This is a genomic window from Puia sp. (genome assembly GCF_036500295.1).
In the GTDB taxonomy this organism is placed as follows: domain Bacteria; phylum Bacteroidota; class Bacteroidia; order Chitinophagales; family Chitinophagaceae; genus Puia.
On record NZ_DASYCH010000057.1, the window covers coordinates 1 to 14,124 of the forward strand.

Consider the following 14,124-nt stretch of genomic DNA (forward strand, 5'->3'; position numbering starts at 1 on the left):
AAAAGTCAGCTGGCGATCTTCTTCAAAGATTCTTGATATAACAACAGTCTCCCGCGTATTCCAAAAATTAAATTATTGCAAACCAGCACCCTGTGTTTCCGGCACAAACTTGGTCTGTTGCAATGGAAATTTGTCAGCAGGAGTACTTCAACTCCTGCAAGTAAGAACTTTCACTTTCAAAAAACAATACAGTTATGAAGATCGTAGTAATCGGCGGAACCGGGCTTATCGGTTCGAATCTGGTAAAAAAGCTTTGCCAGTTGGGTCACACAGCGATAGGCGCCTCTCCTGCAACCGGAGTCAACACAATCACCGGCGAAGGCCTGAGTGAAGCATTGACGGAGGCAAATGTTGTTGTAGATGTAGCCAATTCTCCCTCCTTTGAGGACAACGCGGTCCTTGAATTCTTTAAGACGTCCACGACGAACCTGCTTGCGGACTGAAAGACGATGCCCTGGTTCCGGCAAAAACCGCGCGACTTGGAAACATCCTATTCGCAGATTGGCTCAAGACCCAGTTGGTTAAAAACTGATGCACCAGGCAGCAGTATCCTTATTTCTAACTCTCAAAATCTGATTTTATGTTTACTCTTAACCGATCTATCGCCCTGGCATGGGCTGCAGTGGTTGCGATATTTATCCTGCCACAAAATGCAAATTCACAACCTGTCCCAAAAGGAATAAAGAATGTGGTGTTGGTTCACGGCGCCTTCGCCGACGGTTCCAGCTGGGCAAAGGTCATTCCCATACTGCAATCGAACGGGTATCGGGTGGTCGCCGTACAAAACCCCCTCACTTCATTCGAGGAGGACGTTGCTGCCGCCAGGCGTGCGATCGCATCCATGGACGGACCAGTCTTACTCGTGGCCCATTCCTATGGAGGGATGGTGATCACCGAAGCGGGAAACGATCCAAAGGTCGCCGGATTGGTTTATGTCGATGCGTTAATCCCCGAAGACGGTCAATCGGTGGCAGATGTGATCAAACCATATCCCCCCTCTCCGGGCAATAAAGAGTTCCAGCAGGACGCTTCGGGGTTCCTGAGTCTGTCATTTAAAGGGATCAACTCCTATTTCGCCCAGGACCTGAGTGCACAAGAAAGAAAAGTGCTTTATGCAACACAAACTCCCTGGGCGGCAAAAGCCACCGTCACGCCAATTACCAAAGCTGCCTGGAAGAATAAGCCGTCATGGTGCATCATCGGCCTAAACGATAAGACCATTCCACCTGCATTGACCAGGGTCGAGGCAAAAATGATCCATGCAACGACGCTTGAGTTGAGCTCGAGTCATGTGCCCATGCTGTCCCAACCGGTTAAGGTTGCCGCGTACATTATGCGTGCAGCACAGACCCTGTAATAAGATGGCCTTTTAAAAATTAATAGTATGAAAATCGTCATCATCGGAGGCTCCGGCCTCATTGGCAGCAAGGCCACGGCCAGGCTGCGCGGCAAAGGCAATGAGATCATCGCCGCGTCACCCAATACGGGAGTGAACACCCTGACCGGCGAAGGACTTGACGAAGTCCTCGACGACGCGGAAACAGTGATCGATCTGACCAATGCACCCTCCTGGGAAGACAACACGGCCATGGAATTCTTCACGACTTCGGGCCGTATTCTACTGGCAGCGGAGAAAAGAGCCGGTGTCAGACATCATCTCGTCCTTTCCGTCGTGGGCATCCCGCTGATGCAGGAAAGCGGTTATATGCGGGCAAAAAAGGCGCAGGAAGACCTGATCGCGCAATCCGGAATACCTCACACCATCATCCGGAGCACCCAGTTCTTCGAATTTATCAAAGGGATCACCGATCATGCCACAGAAGGGAATATTGTCCGGTTATCAGACGTTCAATTCCAGCCTATCGCCGCTCAGGATGTAGCTGTTTTTGTAGCGGAATCGGCATTGGAATTTCCTGTCAATAGCCTATTGGAGATTGCGGGTCCCGACCGCTTTCCGCTGCCCGGGGTTGTCACCCGTTATCTCCAAAGAACGAACGATCCCCGAAGGGTAGAGCCAAACGATCGCAGCCGATATTATGGTGCCCGGATAGAAGAATTTACCCTGGTACCCGCCGGCCTTGCAAAACTAGGGACGATCAATCTGGATGCCTGGCTTGCCGGTCAGCCGATGCGCGCCTGATCATTGTCCAGAAGCGACGGACAGCAGAATCATTTTCCGACAATCAAAATCAAATACCATGCGCCTTCCTTTTTTTCCTCCCGCACAAAATATCGCAGACGGACCATCACAGGAATTCAGCGACGAACGACCACCGGTAGTGATTCGCGAACAATCACAGAACACCAGCGAAGGCAGCGAGTTCCTCGACGACGCCCTTCGCACGGAAGATCTTTTCCTGCCCCGAACCGAAGAAAGCGTTGCGGCCGGAACTCCCGGTCACTTATTATTATAAACCAAATGAAATGCAGTTCGATGCCTGTTTATAGCTTAACTAGCCGGCCGGATATACAATCCGTGCTATCGACCCTTGGCATCCTTCTGCGGGAGCAGACCGCATTAGTAGAGCTGTTCTTACGGCAAACGGAAAAGCAACGGGTGATCAATCCCTTTCAATATGCCGGTGAACCCGTGATCGGCGATTCGATCACTGACGAGCTTTGGGAGGCAAGCGGAATGCGCCGGATCGTCCTGAATGAAGCCAATTTTGGGTCTTCACTCACGAGTCTTTCGGCTCTTATCAGCAACTGTTCGCTTATCGAGTTTGTCGACTGGGCGGTCACAGGCAATGTCTCGGACTCCTGGGATTGTCTCTATTCGAAGGTGATCAAACCCTCCGGTAAACGCGACTTTCGTTTTATCTTTCACCTCGGAGATATTGCGGTAAAACCGGTATTCGAGGTTGACGAGGTTCTCGACATCATCGGCGACTATTCCTCCTACGGGCGAGTGACGCTGATTCTCGACAATACGGAAGCCGATCATCTTTGGTGCAGGTTGAACGGCCGGGATCCCAGGGCCTTCACGCCCGGGTTGGGAACGCCGCCTCCCGGAACCAGATATAAGTCGCTTTTTAATACGATGAGGATCGACTCGATGATCGTTCTCTTTCCTGCTTTCGCCGTGCATTTCTCGCGGGCCGGTCTGTTCGACCTTGAGAGTCATTCGCCCGGTGGTTTGCTTAGAAGGGCCAATGACAGACGCAGCTTCAGCATCGGCTACCAACTTGGTTTATTGCTTCGGCTTGACGTCTTTTCTTGTGCGGCTCTTGGCCTGGCGTATACTGGAAGCGATCCCGGACCAACATTTTCGGATCCGGTGTCATCCGTCCTGATCGATTTCATCCAACATTGGTCGAACTCTTTATATTAAACAGCTGATCGTTGCCGTTCGATCAGCCTATTCGCTGCGCAGCGCTTTGACGGGGTTGGCGGCCGCGGCGCGAATGGCCTGGTAACTGATGGTCGCAAGGGCGATCGCCACGGCGAGGATCCCCGCAAACAGAAAGACCCACCACTCGATGTCGATGCGGTAGGTAAAGTCCTGCAGCCACTTATGCATGATCAGCCAGGCGACAGGCGAGGCGATGAGAAAGGAGATGACCACCAACCCAATAAAATCGCGGGAGAGGAGCAGAACGATATTGCCGATGGATGCACCAAGGACCTTTCGAACGCCGATCTCCTTTGTCCGCTGCGCGGCCGCGAAGAGCGAGAGCCCGAGGAGTCCAAGACAGGCGATGAAGATGGCGAAACCTGAAAATATAGCGAACGCCATACCAAAGAGCTGGTCGTTGGCATATTGAGCGTTGAATCGCGCGTCGAGAAAGAAGTAGTCGAAAAAGTTGCCGGGGAAGAAATTGTCGTATACCTTCTTTATCGCGGAAATAGTGGAAGACAGATCCTGCGAGTGGACCTTTATCGAAATAGAGCTGCCGGTACCGTATGCCGGCATCAGCATCGTGGGCTCGATCGGATATCGCAGGGACTTCTGGTGGTAGTTGTCGATCACTCCGACCACAGTCCATTCCCGTTGCCCGCGCAGGATAGTCTTGCCGATAGCATCCTGCGGCGTGCTGAAACCCAGCAGCTTTGTCGCGCTTTCGTTGATGATCAGGTTGTGCACCTTGCCGAAGTCAGGGTTGAAATCGGTATACGTATAATCCCTTCCCGCGATGACCTTTATTTTGTATAAACCAAGCCAGCCCATGCTGATGGCATTATGCCGCATCGTATAGCGGACGGTATTGTCCTGATCGAGGCGGCGCACATTAAAGCTCCGGCCCGTCTCGCCACCCATGACATTCCACGAGGTGGCCGCCCCCTGAATACCCCGGATTTCCGTCAGCTCATGCGTCATGCTGTTCATCCGGCTGATAAAAGTGGAATCCCAGGAGGTAAGGTTCGGTGGTCTAACGACCAGGACCCGGTCGATATTCATCCCCAACTCCTGACTGCTCATGAACCTGATCTGCCGATAGACCACCAGCGAACCGATGATCAGGATAACCGTGACCGCGAACTGACCGATCACGAGTCCCTTACGCAATAATACCCCGCCTTTCGAAGCACTGAATTTTCCTTTCAGCACGAGGATCGGCCGGAACGACGACAGCACAAACGCCGGATAGAATCCCGATACAAAGATGCCGGTCAGCACCAGGATCAGCAGGCCGATGGTAATGCTGTAGCCGCCCATGCTCTTTTGCAGAAGGTAGGTAAACGAGAGATGATGGCCGATCAGCGCATTGAAGGCAGGCTGCAGAATAAACATAAACGCCAGCCCCAAAACCAATGCAAAAAGATTGATCAGGAATGACTCCGTAAGAAACTGCCGGATCAACTGACCCTTCTCGGCGCCGATCACTTTGCGTACACCCACTTCCCTGGCCCTTTCCGTAGACCGGGCGGTGGAAAGATTGACGTAGTTGACCCAGGCGATAACGATGATAAAGAGGGCGATGATCAGCAACCCCCAGACGACGGTCGCGCTGCCGGTCTTCCCGATCTCATATTCGAAGTCGGAATACAAATGGGCCCGTGAAAGCGGCTGCAGATAGAACTTTTCCTCGCTGCCGGAAACTTTATTCCCTTGAAAATAGCGCTGGCTGAATCCGCCGAATTTGGCTTCGAGGGCTTTTGGATCCGTGCCTTTCTTCAGCTGGATATAATGCCAGAAATCGGAATCCCTGAAATCATAGTCGGCTTCCTTCCACGGGTCCTTTCCCGCATAAAGGGTGACATAGGAGGACAGCAGATCGAACTGCAAATGCGAGTTCTCCGGGACATCCCGGAGTATCCCGGTTATCTTATACGGGATAGAATCGGACCCCACGATGATGGCCTTTCCCAATACCGCGGCTACATCATTTCCCTTTACACCGAAATACCGGTTGGCGGCCGCCGCCGTAAGCACGACGGTATAGGGCTTCGCCAGCGCCGTATTCGCATCCCCTGCGACCAGCGGATAGGAAAACATCGTCAGAAAGGAATTGTCCACCCCAAACATCTCCTGATCGCCGAATTGCTTTTTCTCATAACTGACGATCCGTTTCCCAAACGGTTCCACCCGGGCATGATCGACGACCTCGGGAAAATCGTGCTGCATGGCTTTGCCGATGCCGGAATAGGTGATGGTTCCGTGCTGGATCAGCTTCCCATTCTGATAGCGATCGTTATACACGCGGTAGATGTTCCCGATGTTGGTGTTGAACTGATCATAGCTTAGCTCGAAATTGACGTACTGCAGGATCAGCAGACAGGCCGCCATACCGATGGACAGACCGATGACATTGATGAAGGAGAATATCTTGTTCTTGCGGATGTTCCGCCAGGCGGTGGTGAGATAACTTCTGAGCATAGTACTGGGGATTGGCTCTTCGAAAGACGAGCGCGCCGGCGAAATGTTGCACTGGGATTTCTTCCCAAAAACCCGGCGAATTTCTCCTTTTGGGAAAGCCTCCAAAAAAGCCGGCCCCCGGGAAATTGTTGAGTCTATACGCAATTGGATAATAACCAGCCCGTAACGGATGGTTGAAAGGCGTGATTTTAGGAATAACGCCTTTGGTATGAGCCTTGTCTTTACCTATACGACCCGCTTCCTAAACATCGTGTATGAAAAATCTTTACTTTCTTATCGCCCTTTTTCTCACAGTAACCGGCCTTTCCTTTTCGGCCGCGGCCCAGACGCCGGTGCATAAGCAAACCAAGAGTAATATCATTCTGAGCAACGTGGATGCCATCGGCGTAACCTTTACAAATACCAGCACCGCCGGTGATCTGATCATTGTTCAGATCACCTGGGATAAACAGAACAGGACCGTGCAATCCCTCACCGACAGCAAAGGCAATCTCTACCATCAAATTGGTACAGAGACCAGCTGGGGAGGTTCGTATAGGTCGGCCCTCTACTATGCTTATAACATCAGCGCCGACGCCTCGAAAATTACCGTCACCGCTAACCTCGATCACAAAACTCAAAATCTGCTCGAGATCTACGTCAGTGAATACTCAAATATTCTGTCGACCTCCGATCCGCTGGACCAGGTTAAGACCACCTTCGGCAGCGGCACTGCGATCAACACCGGGAACGTAACGACGACCTCTCCCAATGAGCTGCTCTATAGTATCGCGATTGGCGAATCGGTGCATATCACTGCCGGTGCCGGGTTTAATGTCCGGTCTACCGATCAGGATAATGTCGTAGAAGACCTAACCGGTGTCGCAGCCGGCTTGCGGAGCGCCAGTTTTACCGGCGGCGGCAACTGGATCGCTCAGGTAGCCTCCTTCAAAGCCGTTGTGACCACCCTGCCCGTGAGCCTTCTTTCGTTTGACGCCAGGACCTTGTCGAATAAGACCGTGGAATTGGATTGGGCAACGGCCACCGAAGCCAACAGCGATCATTTCGAAGTCGAACGCTCGCAAAATGGTCTGGACTGGACCACCGCCGGCCGGGTCGACGCCGCAGGCAATTCCAACACCACGCTAAACTATTCCTTCGTCGATGAGAATCCATACACCGGCCTTGGTTACTATCGGCTGAAACAGGTGGACCGGGATGGTAAAGCCACGATCTTCAAAACCGTGACGGTACATATTGACGAGGCTTCGATAGCCACCGTAAAAGTCTACCCAAATCCCGCGACAAGCTATCTCGTGGTCGAGGGTGCAACGCAGGCCGTGTCGATCTATAGTACAACCGGCCAGCGCATGCTTGTCCGCATTGTCCCGGATGGCGAGATGAAGACGACGGTCGATCTGACGTCGCTGCCCCACGGCGCCTATTTTGTAAAAGCCGGAGAACATAGCTCGCTGTTTTATAAGCAATAAAAAAAGCCGGCCCCGTTGGGGCCGGCCGAAAATGCCGCAAAGTCCGGTTTAGTTATACCCCGGATTCTGCTTCAGCACCACTTTCCCATTCGCATTTTCCGCATCGATCTGTTGCTGCGGAATCGCAAAATACTCGTTGACCCCTTTTGTGAAAACCGCGGTGTTCACGACATAGTAGAAGCTATGTCTCGTCTTCTCCGTAGCAACATAAGTATTCAGCGTATTGGCCATCAACCCCGTCCCATTATCCCAGCGTTGCAGATCGAAAAAGCGGTGGCCTTCCATCGCCAGCTCCAGGCGCCGTTCGAAACGGACCGCATTGCGGGCATAGTCCTGGCCGCTGGCCGTAAACGCCCCGGCCGGATAGGGCTTGACCAGATAGTTGTCCGCCTGGACCGCGCTGCCGCCGGTGGAATAAGTCCCGTTTGTCGCATTGTATGTCGCATTCTTATAGACCCAGCCCGCGGGACTGGCGGCACGGTTACGAACCATATTGACATAGGTCTCCGCCTGGTCAAGACTGCCGATCTCCACCTCGCATTCCGCATCCATCAGCAGCACATCGGCATACCGCATGAGATTGGTGTTGAGGGAAGTGATCTGCGTGGCGCCCCAAAAAACCGTCTCCGTGGACGAAGAGCTTCCCTGCTGGGCCTTTGCATAGACGTTCTTTTTCGCATCGAAGATGCCATTACTGTTGGGGTCACGAATCCAGTCGGCGGAACCAAGCCCCCAGTCGAGATAGGGGATGCCGGGCCGCGACATCGTCCAGTCGATCCGCGGGTCCAGCGTGCCGGTATAAAGATTGGCGGAATCACTTACGACCTTCCCGTTATTCGAAGTCCCGTCCAGTAGCGGCAATCCGTTGGCATCTGTCTTATACGCATTGGCCAGGTTCCAGCTGGGATTATTGAATCCGCAACAGCCTACCGGACCGCTGCCATAAGGGAAGTTGAGTACATCCCCCATATTGCCGTTACCCCCGTCATTGGCCGAGGAAGAGCCATCGTTGACGGAGTTCTGACAGGCGAATACGCTTTCCGGGCCATTCTTCTGCGGCGCGTTGAAGTTGGCTTCGAAGTTGGCACTGAGGGCATATTTCGCACCCGATGCCGTCACCCCATGCTGGATGACCTGGTCGAGATAGAATTTCGCGCTGTCGAATTTCCGCTGACACAGATAGTCCTTACCAAGAAAAGCCATGGCTGCCCATTTGTTGACACGCCCCGCCTCCGGCTGCACCTCGGGAAGGTTGTTTACCGCGTATAGCAGATCGCCGGTGATCTGCGGCCAGATATCGACATCGTTGGGAACGTTGAGGTTGTTGTTGACAAAGGAAACGTTCTCGTCGACATAGGGGAAGAAGTGGAAGATCCGGCGACCGTCCAGATGATAATAGCCCCGCAGGAACCGCGCTTCACCCGAGAGTTCGGTAGTGTCCGCCGGTGAAATGCCCGTCGACTGACGCATGACGCGCAGTACGTCGTTGGCGCGCTGGATCCCCAGGTAAAGGATCGTCCATTTTTCGTTGAGATAGGTCGTTGTGCCGCCCTGCGACAAGGCCCAGGATTCGAGCGTCGACAGATCCGGCTGGTCGGAAGGGACCGAGCCCTTATAAGAATCATCGGCACAGACGCTGCCGTATTGCCAGTTGGAGCCTGCACTGCCATACGCGTCGCCGGCAACCGGGACATTCTCGCCATCGAGGATGGCATAGGCGCCGATGAGCAGTCCGTTGACCCCGGACAGGTTTTGGATGTTCGCCTGCAACAGCGACCCCTGCGGCTCTACATTCAGCTTGTGACCGCAGGCTGATACGCCGAGGATTGCCGCCGTGACCCCAATTACTATTCTTTGTTTGCGATTCATATATTTCATTTTTGCAGACATTAATGAAGAGTTACGTTTACCCCGATGGTATACTGTTTCTGATTATTGGGATAGGCTCCGCCGTCGATCCCGAACAGGGTATTGCCGCCGAGCACTTCAGGGTCCTGCCCATCATAATTGGTGATGGTGAACAGGTTTAACACCTGGCCGTATACGCGGATGCGATCAAAATGAAGAGCCCGCAAGGCGGCATTGTCGAAGCTGTAGCCCAGGGTCAGCGTTCTGCACCGCAGGAAACTGCCGCTTTCCATCGCATAGGAGTTGAACGCGGTGGAGTTGCTGAAATTGGCGCTTTGCTCGAGCATCGGAACAGATGTTCCGGGGTTGGCTACATGCGCGGTCTGGTCGTTGATGTTCGTCGCACTGCCGCTGGAGTTGACAAGACGCGCCGATTGGGTGGCGACCCGAACACTCATCGCGTTGCCGAAAGCCTGGGGGAAATCCGTTGAGCCTTTCACGTCGTTGAGCACTTTGTTACCAATGGAGGTATACAGCAACATAAAGAGATCGAAATTCTTATAGTTCAGCCCGATATTCAGGCCGGCAGTGAATTTCGGATTCGGGTTTCCAAAGAAGGTCCGGTCCGAGTCCGTGATCTTTCCATCGTGATTGACATCGGCATACTTGAACCGGCCGGGCGCCGCGCCGTCCTGGGTAGCGGATTTGTTGACGTCATCATAGCTCTGAAAGAGTCCGACAACCTGGTAACCATAGAAGGCGCCCACCGGGTGGCCGGGCTGGAGCCGGGACTCCTGGGTCGCTCCGCTGTAAACAGGGATATAGGTCTCACCGGGAGGCAGCCGTTTGACCATGTTGACATAAGAGGTAAACGTACCGGTAAGATCGAATTTCAGCTGATTGGCCAACGCCGACCCATGATAGGTCACCGCCAGATCGATGCCATGGTTGGTGATGTCGCCGGAGTTGATATAGGGTAGCAAGGGTCCGGCGGCGGTAGCCGTCGCGGTACCCGCCGTGCCGGGGGCCGTGACCTGGTTGATCAGGCCGCTGATCAGCTTGTTGTACCATTCGATGGACAGGTCGATCTTGTTGTGCAGGATGGTGGCGTCGAGGCCGATATTGGTGAGTTGATCGCGTTCCCAGGTCGTTCCGGGGTTGCCGTATTGGAGGTTGGCGATACCGGCCGTGGCGGAGTTGCTGCTGCCGCTGATATCATAGGTCGATTGATTGGCCACCTGGCCATATAAGGAATAAGGATTCGTCGGGTTGATATTACTGATCGAACCCATCTTGCCCCAGCCGCCGCGAATCTTCAGGTCGGTGATCCAGTCGACATTCGCCAGGAACTTCTCCTTCGAGATGCGCCATGCACCCGACACGGAAGGGAAGATACCATAGCGCTGGCCGGAGGTGAATACCGAAGAGCCGTCCCGCCGGATGGTGCCGCTGATCAGGTATTTATCGTCATAGTTATAGTCCAGGCGCCCAAACAGCGAATAGATATTCGACTCATACGGCGTCGGCGTCAGCACGTTGTTCAGAAAGATGTTGGGATTCTGATTCGTTTGCGTGCTCGCATTGCCCGCATTGAGCGTCCAGAGATTGGGATTGACCGTAAGGCTGGACGAATCCGTGATATAATAATTCCCGCGGGAGGACTGCGAAGCCCGGCCCTGGTTGCTGATGTATTCGGTACCGGCCAGCAGGGTCAGGTTATGCTTTTCCGCAAACGTGTTGGAATATTTCAACGTGCTCGTCCAGGTGAGACTGGTATTCCAGCCATAGATCTCCTGATAGCTGTTGGCGTTGGTGTTGTTCTCCGCATTCTCGTAGGAGGTATAAAGGAAGGCATTGCTGTAGAAATTGTCCACCATCCCGCCCACCTGGGTATGCGCCGTAAAATGTTTCAGAAAATCCACCTCGGCAAAGACGCTGCCCGAGAGATTGTAGTCATTGTTCCGGTTGTTCCGCTGCCGTTCCTGTATGGCTACGGGGTTAGGTGCATTCCCCAGCCCGCCGCCGAGCCCCCCTGCATAATTTCCCACGATATCATGAACCGGGATGATGGTCGGGATCTGATAAGATGCGCCGATCGCATTGGCGTTGTTTACGCCGGCAAGATTTTGATACCCGGGATTCGACTTATACACCAGGAAAGCATTCTCCCCGATGCGTACTTTATTGTCCAGGAAGCTATAGGTGGAGTTGATCCGCGCGGAATATCGCTTCAGGCTCGTATAGATAAGCGTACCCGGCTGGTCGGTATAGTTAAAGGAATAAAAATAGGTCGAACGGTCCGAGCCACCGCTGGCTGAAATGTTTTGGCTCCAGATGGTGACGGGATGGAAGATGTCGTGGTACCAGTCATTGCCTGCCTTGTCGGCTTTCGTGATCTGGTTGGTGAAGAGCTGATAGGTGGCGGGATCCGTCCCCGGCGCCCCGGCCATCGCCCCCGTAGGAATTAGATAGTCGGGTACGACGGGTTGTGCTCCATTGCCATATTGTTTGTTGCTTGGGGTAAGCCCATCATTCAGATAGGTCTGCCACAGCGCCTGACCATATAAAGTCGGATCGGCAAGTCCGCCCCACCCTTTTTTCAGCGGTCGTTGAGTGCCGACATAGCTGTCATAGTTGACCGTCACTTTCCCGGTGCGGCCTTTTTTTGTGGTCACGATGATAACCCCATTCGAACCGCGAACCCCATAGATCGATGCCGCTCCCGCGTCCTTCAGCACCTGTACCGACTGGATATCATTGACGTTGATATCATGCAGATATCCGGGTGTTCCGTCGATGACGACAAGCGGGTCGGTGTTCCCGAAGGAGGTGATCCCGCGAATGTGGACATTGCTGTAGCCGCCCGGTTGACCGCTGTTGGCAACGGTAACCCCCGAGGCCTGTCCCTGGAGCAGCGACTCGGTGCTGCCGGAGGGAACGGATTTCATATCGGCGACGTTGACAACCGAAACCGATCCGGTGATGTCCTTTTTCCGCTGCGCCGTATACCCGGTGACGACTACATCGTTCAGCGTCGTGGGCGCCGCCGTAAGGCTGATATCCCCAAGGGCCGCACCGGCGGTCACCGGCAACTCGAGGTCGGTAAACCCAACCGCCGTAATGACAAGTGTTCCGGTGCTGCCGGCAAGATTGATGGAGAAGCTGCCATCCGTCCCGGAAGGAACAATGACTTTTGTACCCTTGAGAGTGATCGTAGCTCCGGGAACAGGCTGGTTGTCTGCTTTATTGATCACCCTTCCCGTAATCTTTCCCTGGGCGAAGGCCAGGCTGGTACAAAGCAGCAGGCTAAGTACCATACAGCTGATCCTGGTCAGCCGGTTTGTTTTTTTTGGCATAAGCAGTTTTTTATTTATTATTTAAAAAAGCAAAGACAAAAGGGTATTCATCAGGGTCTGGGTTCGGAATTACTGACAAAAGCAAGATGTTTACTATCCGGCGACCACGACGGTGCGTTGAGTGTGCCTTGCCCGCCATAGAGGTAGGCAATAACCCTGGGAGCACCCGGGGTCGTCAACGGCATCAGCCGAAGCGTTACATCCTTGTAAGAGGGATGGGAATCGGGGTCGATATCCATTGGAAAAGAGATGTAGGCCATCCACCTGCCATCGGGCGAAATATGCGGAAACCAGTTGTGATACTCGTCAAAGGTGAGTTGTTCTTTCCCCGAGCCATCCGGGTGCATCCGCCAGATCTGCATGGTGCCGCTGACATTGGCATTGTAATAAATATATTTCCCGTCGGGTGAATATTCAGGACCATCGACATGCGTCCGGGTATTGTTGGTCAGTGCGGTTTCTTTGTTGTCTTTCAGCGACACCTTATACAGGTTGTACACCGCCGATCCATTGCGTTTCGCCACGATTGCCAATTCCCTTCCACCCGGCGCCCAGCCATGCAGAAAGGAAGGGGTTACTTCCGTTACCAGCCTCGGCTCACCGCCGGTAAGCGGCAACACGTGGACAAAAGATCCCGATCCGCCGCCTGCCCGGCCGCTGCTGATACCCAGCATTTTTCCATCGAAGGAGATCATATGATCGTTGTTGATCCCACCGACGCTGCCGGTGTTCAGCTTTTCCGGCGTACCGCCTTCGATCGGAATAGTGTACAGCCCGCCGCCTTCGTTAAACAGCAGCTTCTTTCCATCCGGCATATAATTCGGTGCTTCGAACCGGCCCGGCGCCTCATGGATCACCTTTCGGCTGCCGTCGGCGATATCAAGGATCTCCAGGCGGCTGCCGAGTACGTCGTGCAGCGGCGCCGGTGTGACATGCGGGTTGGAACTGTATTCATGGATCACGGGTTTGTCGATCCGAACATTCCACACTTTGGCGTTGGCGACCTTATCCGAGTCGTGCGAGCAGATATAGAGTCCGACGAGCACCTCCTTCTCCAACGCGTCGGTCGAACAGGACCCGACCAGCTGCAGGGGTTCGCCGGGATGTGCGATCTTCATGGTGATAAGACTGCCGATCCGCTCGAGCTGGATCGTCTGACCGCCTTTCTTCGGATAGAAGCGTTCCTCTTCGGGGTCGCGCATGAACATCCCATGATAAGGCCGCCATTGCAGAACTACGAGCCCGTCGATATGCTTGCAGGCATTTGCGCTGGCCGCGCCTTCATCCGTGGACTCGCGGATCATCCAGCCAATCTTTCGATGACCGACCGCGTCTGCCGTGTCGCCGGTGAATTCAAAGTCGGCGGTAAGGATAAAATCGCCTTTCATTTTCCTGTACAAAAATTGGAATTCATCCTTGTTGAACCAGATATTGGCGCCCCCGCCTTTCAACCGATAGGTCTGGGTAGCCTCGTCATAGGTGGCATCGCCGTGGATCTTCGGATTGCCGATATCCAGATGGTCCTCGAAGATGCCCACCGGATGCTGGGCGAAGGCCGCCGCTCCGATGAGGAGGAAGGCAGGAAAGAGCAGTGCTTTGATCATATAGTAAGCGGTTTGTTGAGCAAAAGGAT

The 14,124-nt window shown here is 53.8% G+C and carries 10 protein-coding genes; 6 read left to right on the forward strand and 4 right to left on the reverse strand.

All coding sequences use genetic code 11. The annotated features are described in order from the left end of the window. The first annotated feature begins 194 nt into the window (after positions 1 to 194). From VGM48_RS11485 to VGM48_RS11505, 5 genes are all read left to right on the forward strand, one after another. On the forward strand, positions 195 to 443 hold the full coding sequence (locus tag VGM48_RS11485) for an NAD-dependent epimerase/dehydratase family protein (protein WP_331579158.1): 249 nt from the start codon (positions 195 to 197) through the stop codon (positions 441 to 443). A 137-nt stretch (positions 444 to 580) separates the two neighbouring features. Further along, positions 581 to 1,357, forward strand: a complete 777-nt coding sequence (locus tag VGM48_RS11490) for an alpha/beta hydrolase (RefSeq protein WP_331579160.1) — start codon at positions 581 to 583, stop codon at positions 1,355 to 1,357. Positions 1,358 to 1,384: 27 nt separating this feature from the next. After that, positions 1,385 to 2,140, forward strand: coding sequence for an SDR family oxidoreductase (locus VGM48_RS11495; RefSeq protein ID WP_331579162.1), 756 nt, complete (start codon positions 1,385 to 1,387; stop codon positions 2,138 to 2,140). A gap of 58 nt (positions 2,141 to 2,198) precedes the next feature. Next, positions 2,199 to 2,414 carry a hypothetical protein gene (locus VGM48_RS11500; protein WP_331579164.1) on the forward strand — a complete coding sequence of 72 codons (216 nt, stop codon included), beginning with the start codon at positions 2,199 to 2,201 and terminating at the stop codon, positions 2,412 to 2,414. Between the two features lie 62 nt (positions 2,415 to 2,476). After that, complete coding sequence (locus tag VGM48_RS11505; RefSeq protein WP_331579166.1) at positions 2,477 to 3,331, forward strand: hypothetical protein; 855 nt, start codon at positions 2,477 to 2,479, stop codon at positions 3,329 to 3,331. A gap of 27 nt (positions 3,332 to 3,358) precedes the next feature. On the opposite strand, the gene VGM48_RS11510 is transcribed toward VGM48_RS11505, so the two are convergent. After that, the gene (locus VGM48_RS11510) at positions 3,359 to 5,818 is read right to left on the reverse strand and encodes an ABC transporter permease (RefSeq protein WP_331579168.1); all 2,460 of its coding nucleotides are present in this window, start codon (positions 5,816 to 5,818) and stop codon (positions 3,359 to 3,361) included. Between the two features lie 254 nt (positions 5,819 to 6,072). On the opposite strand from VGM48_RS11510, the gene VGM48_RS11515 reads away from it, so the two are divergent. Beyond that, positions 6,073 to 7,287 carry a T9SS type A sorting domain-containing protein gene (locus VGM48_RS11515; RefSeq protein ID WP_331579170.1) on the forward strand — a complete coding sequence of 405 codons (1,215 nt, stop codon included), beginning with the start codon at positions 6,073 to 6,075 and terminating at the stop codon, positions 7,285 to 7,287. Positions 7,288 to 7,335: 48 nt separating this feature from the next. Here VGM48_RS11515 and VGM48_RS11520 read toward each other — a convergent pair whose 3' ends face one another. Genes VGM48_RS11520 through VGM48_RS11530 form a run of 3 tightly spaced genes read right to left on the reverse strand, consistent with a single transcriptional unit; the run spans position 7,336 to position 14,095 of the window. After that, positions 7,336 to 9,156 carry a RagB/SusD family nutrient uptake outer membrane protein gene (locus tag VGM48_RS11520; protein ID WP_331579172.1) on the reverse strand — a complete coding sequence of 607 codons (1,821 nt, stop codon included), beginning with the start codon at positions 9,154 to 9,156 and terminating at the stop codon, positions 7,336 to 7,338. 20 nt (positions 9,157 to 9,176) lie between these two features. After that, positions 9,177 to 12,491 carry a SusC/RagA family TonB-linked outer membrane protein gene (locus VGM48_RS11525; protein ID WP_331579174.1) on the reverse strand — a complete coding sequence of 1,105 codons (3,315 nt, stop codon included), beginning with the start codon at positions 12,489 to 12,491 and terminating at the stop codon, positions 9,177 to 9,179. A gap of 50 nt (positions 12,492 to 12,541) precedes the next feature. Beyond that, the gene (locus VGM48_RS11530) at positions 12,542 to 14,095 is read right to left on the reverse strand and encodes a hypothetical protein (protein WP_331579176.1); all 1,554 of its coding nucleotides are present in this window, start codon (positions 14,093 to 14,095) and stop codon (positions 12,542 to 12,544) included. Between the last annotated feature and the right edge of the window lie 29 nt (positions 14,096 to 14,124).